The 16823-nt window shown below is 72.2% G+C and carries 14 protein-coding genes; 7 read left to right on the plus strand and 7 right to left on the minus strand.

Annotated features, from left to right (window positions below; translation table 11 throughout):
• Positions 1-174 precede the first annotated feature (174 nt).
• From AWX74_RS33325 to AWX74_RS33335, 3 genes are read right to left on the minus strand one after another with little or no spacing between them, the layout of a single operon-like run.
• Entirely contained in the window at positions 175-2931 is a 2757-nt protein-coding gene (locus AWX74_RS33325; protein ID WP_242666532.1) for an ABC transporter permease, read from the minus strand.
• Between the two features lie 32 nt (positions 2932-2963).
• Positions 2964-4907, minus strand: a complete 1944-nt coding sequence (locus tag AWX74_RS33330; RefSeq protein ID WP_091284787.1) for a sensor histidine kinase — start codon at positions 4905-4907, stop codon at positions 2964-2966.
• Positions 4904-5725, minus strand: a complete 822-nt coding sequence (locus AWX74_RS33335; protein ID WP_091284789.1) for an ABC transporter ATP-binding protein — start codon at positions 5723-5725, stop codon at positions 4904-4906. Before AWX74_RS33335 ends, AWX74_RS33330 begins: the two co-directional genes overlap by 4 nt.
• 726 nt (positions 5726-6451) lie before the next feature.
• Here AWX74_RS33335 and AWX74_RS33340 point away from each other — a divergent pair.
• Positions 6452-6877, plus strand: coding sequence for a hypothetical protein (locus AWX74_RS33340; RefSeq protein ID WP_226931091.1), 426 nt, complete (start codon positions 6452-6454; stop codon positions 6875-6877).
• A 289-nt stretch (positions 6878-7166) separates the two neighbouring features.
• Here AWX74_RS33340 and mscL read toward each other — a convergent pair whose 3' ends face one another.
• Positions 7167-7694, minus strand: a complete 528-nt coding sequence (gene mscL, locus AWX74_RS33345) for a large conductance mechanosensitive channel protein MscL (protein ID WP_091284793.1) — start codon at positions 7692-7694, stop codon at positions 7167-7169.
• Between the two features lie 134 nt (positions 7695-7828).
• On the minus strand, positions 7829-10174 hold the full coding sequence (locus AWX74_RS33350; protein ID WP_091284794.1) for an Hsp70 family protein: 2346 nt from the start codon (positions 10172-10174) through the stop codon (positions 7829-7831).
• Between the two features lie 567 nt (positions 10175-10741).
• Here AWX74_RS33350 and AWX74_RS33360 point away from each other — a divergent pair.
• Entirely contained in the window at positions 10742-10990 is a 249-nt protein-coding gene (locus tag AWX74_RS33360) for a DUF6158 family protein (RefSeq protein WP_006539984.1), read from the plus strand.
• A 139-nt stretch (positions 10991-11129) separates the two neighbouring features.
• Here AWX74_RS33360 and AWX74_RS33365 read toward each other — a convergent pair whose 3' ends face one another.
• Both AWX74_RS33365 and AWX74_RS33370 read right to left on the minus strand, forming a co-directional pair.
• Positions 11130-11651: a DoxX family protein gene (locus AWX74_RS33365; RefSeq protein WP_054568245.1), complete on the minus strand. Its 522-nt coding sequence runs from the start codon at positions 11649-11651 to the stop codon at positions 11130-11132.
• 283 nt (positions 11652-11934) lie between these two features.
• A complete protein-coding gene (locus AWX74_RS33370) occupies positions 11935-12480 on the minus strand; it encodes a MarR family winged helix-turn-helix transcriptional regulator (protein ID WP_193209761.1) in 546 nt (181 codons plus the stop codon).
• Positions 12481-13366: 886 nt separating this feature from the next.
• Between AWX74_RS33370 and AWX74_RS33375 the strand changes: the two genes are divergently transcribed.
• The 5 genes from AWX74_RS33375 to AWX74_RS40955 all read left to right on the plus strand — a co-directional run bounded on the left by AWX74_RS33375 (position 13367) and on the right by AWX74_RS40955 (position 16721).
• Positions 13367-14218: a nucleotidyltransferase family protein gene (locus AWX74_RS33375; RefSeq protein ID WP_091284846.1), complete on the plus strand. Its 852-nt coding sequence runs from the start codon at positions 13367-13369 to the stop codon at positions 14216-14218.
• A complete protein-coding gene (locus AWX74_RS33380) occupies positions 14215-15057 on the plus strand; it encodes a metallophosphoesterase family protein (RefSeq protein ID WP_091284797.1) in 843 nt (280 codons plus the stop codon). Before AWX74_RS33375 ends, AWX74_RS33380 begins: the two co-directional genes overlap by 4 nt.
• Before the next feature lie 55 nt (positions 15058-15112).
• Entirely contained in the window at positions 15113-15538 is a 426-nt protein-coding gene (locus AWX74_RS33385) for a DUF2795 domain-containing protein (protein WP_091284848.1), read from the plus strand.
• Positions 15539-16007: 469 nt separating this feature from the next.
• Positions 16008-16352: a hypothetical protein gene (locus AWX74_RS33390; protein ID WP_091284799.1), complete on the plus strand. Its 345-nt coding sequence runs from the start codon at positions 16008-16010 to the stop codon at positions 16350-16352.
• 9 nt (positions 16353-16361) lie between these two features.
• On the plus strand, positions 16362-16721 hold the full coding sequence (locus tag AWX74_RS40955) for a hypothetical protein (RefSeq protein WP_193209760.1): 360 nt from the start codon (positions 16362-16364) through the stop codon (positions 16719-16721).
• Positions 16722-16823: the final 102 nt, after the last annotated feature.

Genomic DNA, 16823 nt, shown 5'->3' on the forward strand with positions numbered 1-16823 from the left:
AAGAAGGATTTCGGTCGTTGGAACGACCAAAATCGTTCACTTTTGCGACTCGCCAAACTGGGCTACCGGGGCTACCCGGCTCTCGGGCTCCTGAAGGTGGAGGTCCGGCCGCGTTCGTGAAATGCGAGCCTGCGGCCGTCCGAAGCTCGGGATCCAGGTCTGGCCGTGCCCGGATCACTCACGGCGCAGCAGGGCGCCGGGGAGCAGCCGCGCGGCCCGTGACGCCGGTGGCGCGGCGAGGACCAGGCCGATCAGGATCACCGCCGGCGGCAGTGCGACGAGCAGGCTGACGGGGACCGCCGGGCTGGTGGCGACGCCGGTGGCGGTGGCGATCTCCCACCAGGCCAGACGTCCGAGCAACAGACCGAGGGGAACAGCGACGGCGACCGCCAGCGCGGTTGTCACGCAGGACGTGACCAGCGGAATCCGGGCGGTCTGGGCCGGTGTGAAACCGAGCGTGCGCAGGATCGCGAGCTCGCGCCGCGCGTGGCGGCAGGTGGTCCCGACCGCGTGGCCGGCCGCGGCGACGGCGAGCGCGGCGAGCACGGTCTGCAGCATCGCGGGCAGCCGGCCCATGCCGCCGAGATTGGCCACCTCGCCGGGGGCCCGCCCGGTGTCGATCTCGTATTCGGTTCCCAGCGTCGCGGCGAAGGTCGCGGGGTCCGTCTCCGGGATGGCCCGGACCAGCGCGCTGCGCATCGGCTGGGTCCGCTGGATGCGGGTCAGCATGTCCGGTGCCACGAGCATGCTCTCGCCGAGGCGTTCGCCGCCCAGGACCGGGCCGACCCCGATGCCGACGACCTGGAGCTGGGCATGTCCACCGGTGTTCGTGGCCACGCTGAGATGGTCCCCGATTCCGAGGCCGAAGTGGCCTGCCGTGCGTGGGCCGAGGGCGACCTGGTTCGTCCGGGTTGGCCGGGCACCTTCGAAGATCGTCCAGCCGACATCCGGGCCGACCTCCGGGCCGGCAGCCGTGCGGGCAGCCGTGCCGGCTGCGGGGCGCGGTTTGGCGGGGAGGGGCTTGGCGGAGAGCGCGTAGACGGTGACGTCCTCGCCGGGGGCGACGTCCCCGCGGCCGATCGCGCCCGGACCGGCGTCGCCGGGGCCGCTGGCCACCTCCGGTTCCGGTGACGGAAGCGCGTGCCCCTGGTCGTCGATCTCGATTGTCGCCGTCGAGACGTCGAGCATGCTGACCGCGGCGACCCGGGGGTCTTCGGCGAGCTGGGCGATGATCTTCGGTCGGGCGTCGGTGACCTCCAGGTCCGCGTTCCGGCCGTAGCGGTGCGGATCGTCGACCAGGCGGTTCATGCTGGTGGCGATGGTGGCGGCGGCGATCAGGGCGGTGATGCCGATCGCCGTGCCGGTGATCGGTGGGCGGCGGGCGGCGACCGGACGGTCCTGTCCCCGGGCGAGCGCGAACGAGGTACCGAGCCACAGCCAGAGTGGGCCCCGCCGGCCCACCACGCCGCGGGTGGTGTGGGTCGCCGACGAGATCGGTCGCCTGATCGACGACGAACGCCTGCCGAGCACGGCACCCACCGGCCGGCCCGAACCCGGACTCGCACTGACGCCGACGCCGACGCCGCCGACGCCGACGCCGACGCCAGTGCCGGTGCCGGTGCCGGTGCCGGCCGAGGGCCGGCCCGGGAACCGCACGGACTGGCCTGGAAACAGCCCCGCTCGGCCCGGAAAGCGGGCGGCTCGGCCGGCCGGCCTCGCCCGGCTGAGCCGGGCGGGCCGGTGACCGGCCCGCACCGCGGTTGTGGCGGCGAGCAGCGCAGTCGCGATGACTCCAGCCGCGGCGGCGAGGCAGGTGAGCGCGGTGTGCCCGGCATAGCCCGGGTGCGGCTCCATACCGGCGAGTGGCCCCAGCGGTTCCAGCCGGCCTGCCAGCAGCGGCCCGGCCGTGGCGACCGTGCCGGCGACGACCGCGGCGGGCAGCGCCGCGATTGTCCGGGCACCGGCCCGCCCCAGCGTGGGCAGGCCGAGCATCGCCTCGATGTGCTGGGTCCCGGCACCGAGGGCGTGATGGCGGTAGAAGGCCTGGCCGCTGGCTGCGAGCCCGGCCACGCCGACGACGGCGGCGAAGACGATCAGCCCGGTGATGAGGACCCGCTGGGTCGCCGCGATTCGGGCGTCTCCGTCCGTCGCCGGCCGAGAGACCTGCAGGGTGGGGAACTCCCGGGCGAGCGGGTCGGTGCTCAGGCTCTGGCCGAGGCGCCGCAGCGCGGCGGTCGCGGCGCCCATGGCCTCGGGCCCGGGTTCCAGCCGCAGCATGACCACGGTCGTCACGGCGTCGAGCTTCTCGGCGAGCGCAGGCGTGACCATCACGGGCATCTGCTGCGCGTTCTCGCCGGCCGTGCGGGTCAGACCCGTGACGACCAGGTTCAGGGTCGGCCCGCCCGGCGTCCCGAACCCGGTGTCGAAACTGATGTAGTCGGACTGAGTGAGCAGGCGCAGGGTGATGGTGTCGCCGACACCGAAACCCCACCACGCGGCCGCACGTTCGTCGAGCAGCACCTCGTCGGGTGACCGTGGGTCGTAGGCGCGCCCCTCGACCACGACCGGCTTGTACAGCTCCCGCGGTCCGCCGGTGTCACCGATCAGGCCGAGATAGGAGACCGACGCCCGGTTCTCGATGCGCCCGACCGCGCCGACGGTCGTCCAAGAGTCGGAGACGCCCGGGACGCCCGCCACCCGATCCGCCAGGCCCGGATCGTGGCGGAGGTAGCTGGTGACCTGTAGATCGGGCACTGCGGAGGCGCGTTCGAGACGATCATGTGCCGTGGCCGTGCGGCGGATCAGCGTGGCCGTGCCCGTGACCATCGCTACGACCAGGCCGAGGAGCACGCCAAGCGCCGTGAGCGCGAGCCAGCGCCGGCGCAGCTCGTCGCGCGCGATCATCCGGACGGCGCCCAGAACGCCTCTCACCTCGGCACCGCGGTGCGTTCCGGTACCAGGGATCACCTCGGAACCGCTGATTCGGGGTGCCCGGCGGAATCTCCGGGTCGCACGGAACCCCCGGGTCGCTCGGAACCCCCGGCTCGCGCGGGATCCGTGGACTGGCCGGGTGCCGTGGACCCGCGGAGATCCGCCGGCTGCCATGATCCGTCGCCGGCGTCGCCCCGGAAGATCGAGACCGGAACCACGCCGTGCACCTGGGTGCCCGCACCGAGCGCGGATTCCCAGCGCAGGGTCCCGCCGATGGCGCCGATCCGGTCCGCCATGTTGGTCATGCCGTGGCCGCGTTCCAGTCGTCGCGGGTCGAACCCGGCGCCGTTGTCCTGCACGCTGAAGGTCAGCGCGCCCTCCCGCTCGGCGAGGACCAGCTCCACCGAGCACTCCGCGGCGTGCTTCGCGGCGTTCTGCAGCGCCTCCAGACAACAGAAGTAGACGGCGGCCTCGATGTCGGCCGGGTACCGGCCGATCTCGTCGGCCCGCACCGTGACCCCGACCGTCGAGCGCTGGCCGGCGGCGCGCAGGGCTTCGGTCAGCCCGGAGGAACGCAGCAGCGGTGGGTAGATGCCGTGGGCGAGGTTGCGGACCTCGGTGATGGTCTCCGCCACCTGCTCGGCCATGGCCGCGAGCAGCTCGTCGGCCGCGGCGACGTCCTCGTTGCGGCGGGCGGCGTTCTCGGCGCTGTCGGCGTCGGTACCGGTACCGGTGGCGCCGTCGGCCCCGTCCGTGCTGTCGGCACTGTCCGCCACCAGGTCACGGACCAGCCGGAGCCCGACGGCCAGCGAGACGAGCTGCTGCTGGGCCCCGTCGTGGAGGTCCCGCTCGATCCGCCGGCGTTCGGCGTCCGCGGTCGCCACCAGGCGCGCCCGTGAGACTCGCAGCTCGTCGTTGGCATGGCGCAGGTCCGCGAGCGCGTCCCGCAGGTTCGCGTCCAGCTGCCGGTTGTGCAGGACGGTGCCGAGCCGGGTGCCGAGCTCGGCGAGCATGCGGTCCTCGGGCTCGGAGAAACGAGGCGCCTCCAGCGGCCTGCGCACCACGATCATGCCGAGCAGGGCTCCGCCGGCCCGCGCCGGGATCACCCGGAGCTGGGCGTGCTCGTGCATTCGGGCGAGCACCGGCACCCACAGGGACAACCAGCCCGGGCCGGCCACCCGGGTACGGGAGAGCGCGACGCGGTCGCTCACCGTGAGTGTGATCGTCGAGCCCACCTCGACGAGGCGGATGTCCTCGCCGTAGCCACCACTCGGACCCGATCGCGCCGCATCCGTGCCCGAAGCGCCGGGAGCGACTGAAGTACTGGGAGTGACTGAAGTACCGGGCGTGCCCGGATCCGTGGCCGGATCGTTGCCGGGCAGTCCGCCGGAGCCCTCGGGAAGCACGACCGCCGCGGTGAGCCGTCCGGCGGCACCGGTCCAGATCTCGACCCGCTGCAGCGAGAGGCTGCGTCGGAGCGCCTCGCCGAGCCCGCTGAGCGTCTCGTCGAGGTCGGCTCCCCGGCTGGCGTCCTCGCCGAACCTGCGCAGGACGTCCTCCGGCTCGTACCGGGCTCCTCGGACCACGTCGAGGACCACATTCGTGGCGCGGGTCCGTGCGCGCGTGGCGGTGATCGCGGCGAGGGCGGTGGCGATCAGCACCGGCCCGGTGAAGTCGTCCCCGCCGTCGAGCGGGCGATGCCCGAGCACGGCGATCGCGGCGACCAGGCCCAGCGCCGCGATCCCGGCGAGGCAGGCGAGATCCGCGGCGATCATCAACAGCCGCTCCGACCGCCGCCGCGCCCACGGCAGGGCGCCGGCACCCACCCCCGCGACGAGCAGAACCGCGTCGACCGAGACCGGTACCGACCAGGCGGGGTCCGCGCCACCGAGCAGCCGCGGCACGGCGCACGTCGCCGTCACCGCCGCGGCGGTCAGCACCGCGGCCGACAGCAGCTGCCGATGCGGGCCCGTCATGCGCCGGCCCCGGGCCGTTCGGACACCCGGCCGTCGCGCATGGTCACGATGCGCTCGGCGCCGGCGGCGACCTGATGGTCATGGGTGACCATCAGGATGGTCTGGCCGCGCCGGTGCAGGCGGGTGAACAGGTCCAGCACCTCGGCGGCGCCGGCCGAGTCCAGCGCGCCGGTCGGTTCGTCCGCCAGCAGGACGGTCGGCTCGTTGGCCAGCGCCCGAGCGATCGCCAGGCGCTGGCGCTGGCCACCGGACAGCGTGCCGGGCAGCGAGTCGGCGCGTTCGAGCAGCCCGAGCAGATCCAGCAGGTCGTGCCCGCGGCGCACCGCCGCCCGCCGGCCGACGCCGGACAGCCGGGCAGCCAGGACGACGTTGTCCGCGACCGTCATGGTTTCCAGCAGGTGGAAGAACTGGAAGACCATGCCGATGTGGCGCCGGCGTAACCGCGCCAGATCGGCCTCGGACCGCGACGCCAGCGACATCCCGGCGACGGTCACCGAGCCGTCGTCGACATGCTCGAGGCCGGCGACGACGTTCAGCAGGGTCGACTTGCCGCTCCCGGACGGACCCATCACGGCGACGAACTCGCCGTGCGCGACGGTCAGCCCCGCGCCACGCAGCGCGTGCACCGGTGCCGTGTCGGCGGCGAAGGTCTTGTAGACGGAACGTAACAGGACGGCGGCGTCGCCGGTTCGGGCATCGCCGCCGGCTCGGGCGCCGCCGGTTCGGGCATCGGCCAGGCCGGGCCGCGGCGGCACCTGCGAGATCGGTGAGATCGGCGAGCTCTGTGGCGCCTGCGGTGTGGCAGGTGCGTCTGACACCGGTCCGCCCCCCTCACCCTCGCAGCGATGCTCGGGCCTCCTGTCCTCGGACGCCCGTCAGATTGCTCATTTCACCCGATGCCGGCCCGCGGGGGAACACCCATCCTGGGTTCCGGGTGGCCGGGTGTTCCGGCCGACCGCCGGAGGGAGTACTGGCGTCACCCCGCATCATCGACGTGGCTGTGGATCAGGCCGCCCGCGCTGCCCCGTGCCGCCTGCTTCGCCGCCTGCCTCGGAGCAAGATCTGAGGATCTTCGTCGTCGTCACGACCAGGAGCCTCAGGTTTTCTCTGGAAACAGCCCCGGCCTCGCGCCGCAGCGCGCGGGCGAGTGGGCGAGTGGGCGAGACGGTGCCGTCGGTGAGGCCCGGGAGGTCCGAGCCCCGGTCCGGGGGTGCCGTCAAGGGCCGGACTGCTCGTCCGGCGGCGGTCCGAGTGCCGTTGCCGCCGGTGCGAATTCAGCTGGTCGGTGTCCCCTCATGCCGAGAAAGACCTTGCGTCGCAAGGGGAATGGTTCGTGTGCTGTGGGTCGGATGTGGTCTGTCGTCAGCCTGACCGGAAACTCGCTCGATTTGGCGGCTTTACCTGCGCAGACTGGGTACGTGCAGTCAATGGCTCGCCACCGCCGCCCCGCCTCGCCCCGCCGGTCCGTGCGTCCCGAGGGATCTGTCCGCGCGCGTGCCGCGCGTCCCGCCGTCGCCGCTGCCACTGTGGTGGCGGCTGGCGCCGTGACGGTCGGCACAGCGTTCGCCGTTTCGTCGGGCTCCGCCCCGGCCGTTCGGGTGTCCGCCCCGCGGGCCGAGGTCCAGACCGCGGCGGCCGCCGGGCCGGGAACCGTGACCCCGTCGTCGAGCGAGTCCACGGTGATCGCCGAGGCGGTCCGCGGCAGCTCGCTCACGGCAGCCGTCGCGCCCGGGAACTACCAGGTGGTGGGCACCGTCCTGGCCCGGTCCGACCAGTCCTGGGCCTGGGTCGAGCTCGTTCCCGTGGTGGCGGATGTCGACCGTGCCGAGGGTGTGCTGCACCGCGGCGCCACGGGGTGGGAGCTGGTCCAGCTGGGGAGCTACGAGGTCGGCTGCGGCCTCGTGCCCGCCGGCGTCGCCGCGGATCTCGAGCTGGAGTGCCCCGGCGACGAGCCGGGCTACGACGCCTGACCCGCCGCCGCGCTGACCGGCTACCCCAACCCGCTGTCGTGCCCTGCTGTTCTGTGCCCGGACATCCGAGCGCCCGGTAGCCCGCATTGGCGAGTCGCAAGGGTGAACGATTTTGGTTGTACCGACGACCGAAATCCTTCTTTCTTGCGACTCGCCAGACGATCTCGCGCCCCTTTTGTCATGCTTGAGGCGAATCGCCGGTACTGTGCGCGGCGCTGTTCTGCGTGACTGGTACGGGCGGCGCGGACCGGTGTCGGCGCGGGACCGTCCCAATGAGCAGGGCTCCGGGTCAGGCCCGCGGTGCCGGCGGGTAGGCGGGGCCACCCGCCGGGCCGATACCGCCGCCCGCCGGGCCGTTGCCCGCGGCGAGCAGGTCACGGATCTCGGTGAGCAGCCGCGTCTCGTCGCTGACCGCCGGCTCGTCCGCCTTCGCCTGCGGCTCACCGCGGCGCCGCATCTCGTTCGCCTTCGCGATGGGCAGAACGATCACAAAGTAGATCACCGCGGCCACGACGAGAAACGAGATCACATCGTTGAGGAACTGCCCGTAGTTGAAGACACTTCCGTTGATCTTGAAGTGCAGCTGGGAGAAGTCCGGTTCACCGCCGATGGCGGCGATCAGCGGTGTGAACATGTTGTCCACCAGCGATTTGACGACGGCGGTGAACGCCGTGCCGATGACGACCGCGACGGCCAGGTCGACGATGTTGCCGCGCATCAGGAACTGCTTGAAGCCCCGCAGTCCCGGGCCGATCAGCCGGGTGGGGGTCTCGACCACACCGCGTCCCCTGCTCGCCGCACTCTGCCATCCGGACATGCCCGCTCCTCCGCACCACTCGCTGCTGGGCCCGGCCGCAGGCTGACCTGCCCGGTTCCCCGTATGTCTGCCGTCGGCAGGTTATAGGGGGCTGATAGAGACCAAATCGCCAGCTCTCCACCCGAATCGCGTAATCAGCGGGTTGTGGCGTCCGGTGTGTACGAGATGTCCCAGAGACGGGCGGTCTTGTCGGTGCTCGTGGTGGCCAGCACCAGGCCGAACGGGGCGAACGTGCAGGCCATGACCGTGCTGGTGTGCCCGGTCAGGGTGGCCACCGCGGTACCGGTGGCGACGTCCCACAGCTTGGCGGTGTCGTCGGTGCTCGCCGTCGCGAGCAGCAGGCCGTCGGGGGAGAAGGCGCAGCTCTGTGCCGAACCGGGCAGCGTGAGCGTGGTCGAGCCGGTCGGGGTGTCCGTCAGGCGGGTGCCGTCGTTGCTGGTCGCGGCGAGCAGCAGGCCGTCGGGGGAGAACGAGCAGCCGTTGGCGTAGTTGGTGTGCCCGTCGAGGTGGTGCACCGTTTCGCCGTTGGTGACGTCCCACAGCAGGGTCTGGTCGGCGCCGGCCGAGACGAGCAGGCGGCCGTCGGGGGAGAACGCGCAGCTGTAGACGGAACCGCGGTGCCCGGCGAGAGTGGCGATGCAGGTGCCGGTCGAGACACCCCAGAGCCGGACGGTGCGGTCCGTGCTGACCGTCGCCAGCAGGCGGCCGTCGGGGGAGAACGCGCAGCCGTAGACGGGCCCCTTGTGGCCGTTGAGGGTCAGGGTCTGCTTCTCGGTCGCGATCTCCCAGATCCGCGCGGTCTTGTCGTAGCTGGTGGTGGCGAGCAGGCGCCCGTCGGGGGAGAACGCACAGCCGTGCAGGCCGGAGATGCGCCGGCCGCTGAGCTGGCCGGCGGCGCGGCCGGTGCCGGCGTCCCACAGCCGGGCGCCGTCCTTGCTGGTGGTGGCCAGCAACTGGCCGTCGGGGGAGAAGGCTGCGCAGGTGACGTCGCGTTCGTGGCCGCTCAGGGTCAGTCGGGACGTGACCTCTACGTGTCTCGACGGGCGGCTGGTGCGTTCGAAGCCGCGCAGGTCGGCGGGCAGTGCGGTGCCGACCGGCGTCGGAGCCGACGGCAGCGTGGTCGCGAGCCAGTCGACGTCCCGGACGGAGGCACCGGGCTCGGCGTGGGTCTCGACGAGACTGCCGGGGGATTCCGAGGCCAGGTCGAACAGGGCGCCGTCGCTGAGCCGGACGCGAGCGAGCACCGCGCCGGCGTCGAACCGCGTACCGGGCTCGACCAGCCAGCGCACCATCGTGGCCCGCCCACCCGGAATGTCCCAGCGAGCCGGCTGCACCACCGGATCGGGCCGGGCCGCGACCATCCGGCGGGTCGACACCGTGGCCGCCCAGGACGCCGCACCGAGGACGACGGCCTGGTCCGGGTCGGGCGCGGTGAAGACATGCTGCGCCGGCCAGTCGGTGCCGACGCCGAGCCGCCCGGCGAGGATCTCGGTGACCACCGGCATCCGGGACGCGCCGCCGACGGGCAGCACCCCGTCGAGCTTCTCCGGCGACACTCCGCTGGACTCCAGCAGATGCTGGCAGCAGGCCATCGTCCGGGCCAGCGTGGGGGATGCCAGCTTGGTGAAGCGGTCCCGGTCCAGGCTGACGAGCAGACCGGCGGGGCTGAAGACGTCCTCGACGAACGCGACGTCGGTGAGCTGGTGCTTCACCGCACGAGCGAAGTCGAGCAGCTCGTGGCGGGTGCGGCTGGCGGCGGTCTGGAACACCTCGCCGACACCGCTCGGGTTGAGCAGCGGCTCCAGGCCGGGCCCGTAGTGGCCGAGGATCTCGTCGAACAGCAGCTGGTCGAAGTCCCGGCCGCCGCAGTCGTGCAGTGCGCTGTGCCCGAGCAGCTCGTGCCGGCCGGCCTCGCCGATCAACAGCAGTGCGGCCTCGAACGTGCCGCCGCCGAGGTCGTACACCAGCACCAGGTCGCCGGGCCGCGGGCCACCGCTGCCCAGCGGCGCCCAGGCGACCGCCACCGGCTCGGCGAGCAGGTCGACGTCGACGAAACCGGCTTCCTCGGCCGCGGCGATCATCGCCCGGCGTAGTGGGCCGGCCGGGTCGTAGCTGGCGGGCACGGTGATGACCGCCCGGTGCAGCGCGGTGCCGTCGAGCTGGGCCTCGGCCTCCGCGCGCAGTGCCGCCAGCACCGCGGTGACCAGCGCGGCCGGTGCGTGGCTGCGGCCGTCGAGCACGATGGCGGCGTTGCGGGTCAGCCCGCGTTTGATGCCGCCGTGGTAGGCGCCGGGCCAGATCCGCTTGCGGCGTTCCGCCAGCGTGCCGACGACGACGGAGTCACCGTCGGCGAGAACGGACGAAGGCCAGGCGACGGCGCCGCTCGCCGGCTCCCGGATCGCGGTGACCTGGCCGTCGACCACCAGGGCCGCCGACGCGCTGGAGGTGCCGAAGTCGATCGCGAGGATCGGCTCTCCCACCGGCACCCTCCCGTTGACGGTCGCGGCCCGAGCTGCCCGGAACGCCGGGCGAATGATTCACCGTCGGTCGGAGGCCGACCGTTCGCGTGCGGCGTGATGTCCGGAGATGACCCAGGTCTTCCGGGAATCGTAGCGACGCACCTGCGCGAGTGGTTCGGCGGGCCGGGTGTGCGGCCCGTTCGACTGGGTACGCGACCAAGGGAGATCACCTCGTCGCGGGACGTCGGCGCGCAGCGTCGGCGATCCTAGGGAGGTTTCAGCCATGCACATCGCGATCTCGGCGGAAACGGAACCTCGGCGCGCGGTCAGGCCGCCCGGCCCGGGGCCCGATCCCATTCCACCCGGGCCACTGCCCGACCCGGTGCCGCCGGGCCCGGGGCCTGATCCGGCACCTCCCGGGCCGGGTCCGGATCCGGTGCTGCCCGGGCCCGACCCCGATCCGGTGCCGCCCGGCCCGCTGCCGGATCCGGTGCCACCGCCGCCCGGCCCGGATCTCATTCCCGGGCTGGTGTCCGGCCGGCTTTCCCGACTGGGCTTTCCCGCGACCGACGCGGGTACTGGTGCTTCATGAGCCATCGCCCCGAGGGAATCCCCGCGCCCGAACTGACCGACGCCGATCTCGTCCGCGAAGTGCGCCATCTGCACCTGACCAGGCATGACACGTTTCTCACCGGCAGCGAGGACGCGTTCGAAACGCACACGCAGCGCATGCTGGAACTGGAGCGCGAGTACCTGCGCCGCTTCCCGGACGCGGCGAGCCCGGATCCACGCAGGACCAGGGCTGGCCGCCGCCGGGCGGCCGGAGTTCCGGCCTAGGGCGTTTCCTCGACGGGCTGCCGCCGGTGGATGCGCACCCGCACCCGCGACCGGCGGCGGCTCACCGAAGGAGCCCGCTCAGAGAAGCGCCGGGTCGGAGGCCGGGCCAGAAAAGGACCGGCTCACCGACGGGGTCGGCTCAGGACGAGGTCGACGAGGCCGGCTTGCCGGGCCGCCAGCAGGTCGCCAGCAGTCCGGCCGAGCCGAGGACACCCAGCAGGACGGCGATGAGCCCACCCGCCCAGCCGTTGAGGTCCTCGATCCCGATGACGTTGTCGAGTGAGGCCTTGCCCGGCCCGAGGATGGCGATGCCGGCGCACACCACCGCGATCATCAGGACGTACTCGTAGCCCTGCCCCGGCTTGAAGATGAAGAAGCCGTTCGTGCGGTGCGCGGTGATGCCGGCCACCACCATGGTTCCGATGATCGCGCCCGCGGAGAACGGGGTCAGGAACCCGAAGGCGAGGCCGAACCCGGCGGCGAGTTCCAGCAGGCCGGACGTCCAGGCATGCACGATGCCCGGCTGCAGGCCCATGCTGGAGAACCATCCCGCGGTGCCCTGCACGCCGCCCGGCCCGAAGAGGTGGTTGTAGCCGTGCGCGACGATCGTGAGGCCGACGACGACTCTGAGAACGAGCGCCGCGGTGTCGGGCGAGGTCACGGGACCTTCCTCTCCTGGGCGTAAGGACCAGCCGACGATTGTCAGCACTGGTCTGGTCGGATGACTGCAGACGCTAGCGTTACTTCGCCGCAGATTCGACAGCTTGCGCGCAGGAGGCCCCATCGGCCCGGTGCGAGGCGGTGCGGGTGTGGCTGGGCGGGGTGTGGTGCGTGGGTGCCAGAGCGATCCTGGGGGCGGGGCGCCCGGTGGCGGGGCGCCTGGTGGCGGGTGTCGGCCTCACTACTTCGAGTGGTTGCTCTTCTGGCGGTGAGGCCGACCCGGCTCAGACCGCGGCGGTGCCCTCTGCCGCCGAGATCGCGGGGACGGATTCGATGATCCGCGTCAGCATGGAACGCAGCGCGGTGCGCTCGTCCGTGTTCAGGGGGGAGAGCAGGAGGTCGTTCATCCGCTCCACCCGGCTCGCGACCTGGCTGTGGGTGGCCTCGCCGCGCTGCGTCAGGCGCAGGACGTTGCGACGGCCGTCGCGCGGGTCGCGAACGCGGCGGATCAGCCCCCGCTGCACCAGGCGGGCGACGACGTCGGCGACGGTGGAACGATCGAGTGACGCCCGTTCGCCCAGCGTGCGCTGGTCGATGTCGGGGTCGGCGAGCAGGCTGTTGAGAACGACGAACTGCGGTGGGGTCGTCTCGGTGGACACGACAGCTGTCCAGAGTTGATATGTGACCTGCTGCAGACGGCGGGCGAGCTGTCCGGGGTGTGTCGACAGGTCAGCTACGGGCCGTGCGCGGCCGGGGTCGGTCTCCTCGGCCGGCCGTCTCGGTCCCGGGTATCGCTGGTTCACGGCGTCCTCACGGGTCTCAATGGTCACATAGGCAGATGACGCGGGCGGGGTCAGGGCTTCGTTCCATTCAGGGATGTCGGGCTGGGATGGGCTGGGACGTTCGCGCGCCCGACGGCATGGGGCTTCGCGTTGGTCATCATCTCGCATCTCTACGCCCGTTGCCGGCAAGCCGGAGGAATCGCACGGGGATGACCCCACGGAACGGGTAACTCATCCGGCATGTTCCAAACCGCGCTGTTCGTTCCAAAGATATCCGGTGGATGGTCACCGGTCGGCGTGCCGCGGATCTGCACGGGCATCCGGCGCCTGCCGGTGGGGCGTGCCCGACATGTCATCACGGCCGGCTTGAGGTGTGTCCGGCCGTTCCATTTTGCCGGCTCGAGGGTGGGAGCGTGACGTGTTCGGCGTAGCCCGTGCGGGCCGTTGACGTGCGGCAGGGCCCGCGTGGCGGGTCGTCCGGAAGGTGATCCACTGCCTGGGCCACAAGGCTCCCACCAGATATGTCAGCCAGACCTATGTCATGAAATTTCGTCCAGCGACTCCGGCGCGGTGCATAGAGTCCCCGAAGGGCGGGATGCGTGCGTCACGGTGGTCCCACGGGGGAACAACACGTAGGACTTCTTCGTCTCCGCTCCGGGTGACGTACTTGGTGCGCAGGGCGGCGATGGCTTACCGGTGGTACTCGTGGAACCACCTGCCGGCTGGAATCAGTGCCATGCTCGTGCGGATGCGCCCGGCAGAAGACCGTGTGCTTACGTGTCGTGAAGACGACCATAGGGCTGCGTGTGTCACTGAGGTGCGGTCGGCACCTTGTGTCCGAATTAGCGGTGATGTGTCCCGCCGGGGCATGATGCGGGGCGCCCGACACGGATGCGGCGTTCGGGGAGTCACCGACATCGGCGCGGGTACCCCGATGGTCATGGATGATGCACCACGAGGGCTACGGGAAAGCCTCAAACGGGTCGCCGTGACGCTGAAGGAGGCCGAGATCCCCTTCGCGCTCGGCGGCAGCTATGCCTGCTGGGCCCGTGGTGGTCCGGAGCCGGTCCACGACGTCGACTTCATGCTCCGTGAGTCCGACGTCCCCGCAGCCGTGGACGTCCTGCGCTCGGCGGGGCTGCGTCCGGTGGACCCACCTGAGGACTGGCTGACAAAGGTCTACGACGGTGACGTCCTGGTCGATCTCATTCATCACCCGGTCGGCCGGGCGGTGACCGACGAGATGCTCGCGCGCTCGCGTGACCTGTCCGTCGATTCGGTCCGGATGCCCGTCCTCGATGCGACCGACTGGTTCGAGATGACCCTGCTCGCGTTGGACGAGCGTTACTGCGATCTCGGCCGGGTACTTCCGATGATTCGCGCGATGCGGGAACAGGTCGACTGGGCCCAGGTTCGGCGGGCCACCGCCGACTCCCCGTTCGCCGAGGCCGCGTTGCTTATCGCGACCCGGCTGAAGCTGATTCCGCCACCCGTCGGAGTGCCCGCGCCTCCGGCGGGGCTGGACGTCACCGAGCCCGCGGAGTACCTCGCCGGTGACCTGCATGAGCGCCTCGCCGAGGACCCGCGGGTGGCCGAGCTCGGGCTGGAGGTGGCCGTGGGTCCGGAGGGGGTGACCGTGCGCGGCGAGGTCGCGACGGAGGCCCGCCGACACAGGCTGGACGCGGTGCTGGCGGAGCTGGTCCCCGACCGGCCGATCCGCAACGAGGTCACCGTCTCGCACCGGGAGCTGCCGCCGACAGCGGAGATCGTGGAGACCGTGCCATGATCAGAATTGCCGCTGTCGGTGACATCCATCTGGGCACGGACTCCCCGGGCACCTTCGCGCCCTGCATGGCCGGGGTCGGCGACCTCGCGGACGTGCTGCTCGTCGCGGGTGATCTCACCCAGCACGGGTCGGTGGCGGAGGCGGAGGTGGTGGCGGGGGAGCTCGTCGACGCCGAGGTGCCGGTGATCGCGGTGCTCGGCAACCACGACTACCACGGTGATCAGCCGGACCAGATCGTCTCGGTACTGGCCGACGCCGGGGTGCGGACGCTGGAGGGCACCGGGACGGTGCTGCCGGTCGGTGCCGTGCGCCTGGGGGTGGCCGGAACCAAGGGTTTCGGCGGTGGTTTCGCCGGGGCCAGCGGAAGTGACTTCGGCGAGCCGCTGATGAAGACGTTCATCCGCCACTCCAAGGAGGTCAGCGCCGGCCTGCGCACCGCCCTCGACGATCTCGACTGCGACGTGCGCGTCGCGCTGACGCACTACTCGCCGGTGCCCGACACCCTCGCCGGGGAGCGTCCGGAGATCTTCCCGTTCCTCGGCAGCTACCACCTGGCGGAGGCGGTCGACGCCGGCCGAGCCCATCTCGCGCTGCACGGGCACGCCCATGCGGGCACCGAGAAGGGGCGCACGGCCGGGGGAGTCCCCGTCCGCAACGTCGCCAGACCGGTGATCGGCCGGGCCTTCGCGCTGTACGAGGTCGACGAGGCCGCCTGCGCTCCGCGGGGGACCGCCGCCGCCGCGACGGACCACGTCACGGTGCGGCCTACGGCCGGCCGGCAGCCCGCGTCGTCACCCGAACGGGCCAGTTCGACTACGAATCTGTGGCGTTCGAGGTGAGCATGACCGGCTGGTGCGGGTACGCCCAGGACACCAGACGAGAAGGGGCGTGCTCATGTCGATGGATCGGGGCAGTGCCAAGCACGGAGCCGTGCGCGACGAGGTGCTGGCGCACGAGGTCGCAGGCTACGTCCGCGCACGTCGGGACACCCGTGTCGGCGAGTGGAGGTCGCCGGAGCCGCCGGCGGAGGACACCTCGGCGCTGGCTGCCCGTCCGGACGGCGCGGGCGTCCTCGGCAGTGCCCCGCCCGGGATGACCTCGGTGGACGTGGAGGAACGCTCCGAGCTGGCCCGGTGGCTGGGCCGCGCCGTCTTCCCGGCCGAACGCAACGAGGTGATGGACCATCTGCGCCACCAGCACGCGCCCGACCGGGTGATCGACGAGGTCGGTGGCGCGCCCGAAGGGGTCCAGTTCACGTCGCTGGGGCAGCTGTGGCGTGCGCTGCGGGCTGACGCGCACGTGGAGTCCCGGCGCTACTGAGGCCCGGACTTCCCGCTGCTGATCCAAACCTGCGACCTGGGTGAGAGACGACGTGGGTGAAAGACAGCCGAGGTTGCCAGGAAGGCTGGTACACGGCCCTCACGCTGGGCACAGGCCTGGCATGGATGGTCCTGTCCTGGAACGACAGCCGAGCCCCCGCCGACGCCCCGCGAAGGCCGGGGCGTCCGCGAGCTCCAAGGCTTCGGCGGGCTCCGCGGCGTCCGCGAGCTCCGCGTCATCGGGATCCGGGAGGCTCGCGAAGTCGCCGCATACCGCGACCGGCCCCCGCACCGGTCCGCAGCCGCCGAGCCCGATCGCGGTACATCCCGGTCGGGAGCGTGCCGGTCGGGAGCGCGCCGGTCCGGGGCGCGGCGGTCCGGGGCGCGGCGGTCCGGGGCGCGGCGCGGGGACGGCACGCCGTCGCCCCGTCGGGCGCGCCGGCTCCCGCTCCCGTTCGTGCTCCAGGTGGGTGGCCCGGCATCCGGTGGTGTTCGCGCTGGTCGGAGCGGCTGTGCTGCTCGGCTGTTCGGCCCTGCTGGGAGCACTGGACCTGTTCGCCGCGGGCGCTGTCCTCGGCTTCTGGGTCCTGATCGCCGCGACCGGCCTTGTGCTCGGCCGGCCGGGCATCGACTGGCAGATACCGACCGAGCAGCTGCGTCGCGGAGCCAGGGCCGCCGCCGCCGAGACGAGGCAGGAGGCCCGGATGCTCACCCAGCGTCTGGCTGCCGGCCGGACCGCTCGCCGGAGCGGGCGAGGAGGCGGGACACGCCCGCGGCCAGCCCAGCCAGGCGTGCCCGACCCAGAAGATGGGTAGGGAACCGGCATGGCTGGGACCTTGGACGGTGCGTGTGGACCGGGATCCTCGGACCTGCTGGTGACGCTGGCTGGCGGTCTCGACGAGGCCGAGCGGGTGGAGACCATGCAGATCATCACCCGGCGGCTCATCGCCGAGCGTGCGGCCGCGGCCGGCGGTCAGCGCGAGCGGCAGGTCGACGTGGGGACCCGTAACCGGGCCTCACGGCGGCGTGCCCCGGGTCAGGCTCCGACGTCCACCCACGACACCAAGCCGCCAGCCGCCACGAAGCCAGCCGGGTCAGCCACGAGGTCGGCAGCGCACAGGGAGCCTGAAGGGCGGCGCGGCGAGGGAAGCCCACGAGGTTCCCGGCAGGGGCGACAGCCCTGATCCGCTCCGCTGCTGCTCCCGAGCCCCCGCTGCTCCGGGGAAAGAAGTGAGGATTTTGGCTGTTGCAGCAACCGAAACCCGCACTTCTTGCGGGTTACCAAC

Source organism: Parafrankia irregularis (genome assembly GCF_001536285.1).
GTDB lineage: Bacteria > Actinomycetota > Actinomycetes > Frankiales > Frankiaceae > Parafrankia > Parafrankia irregularis.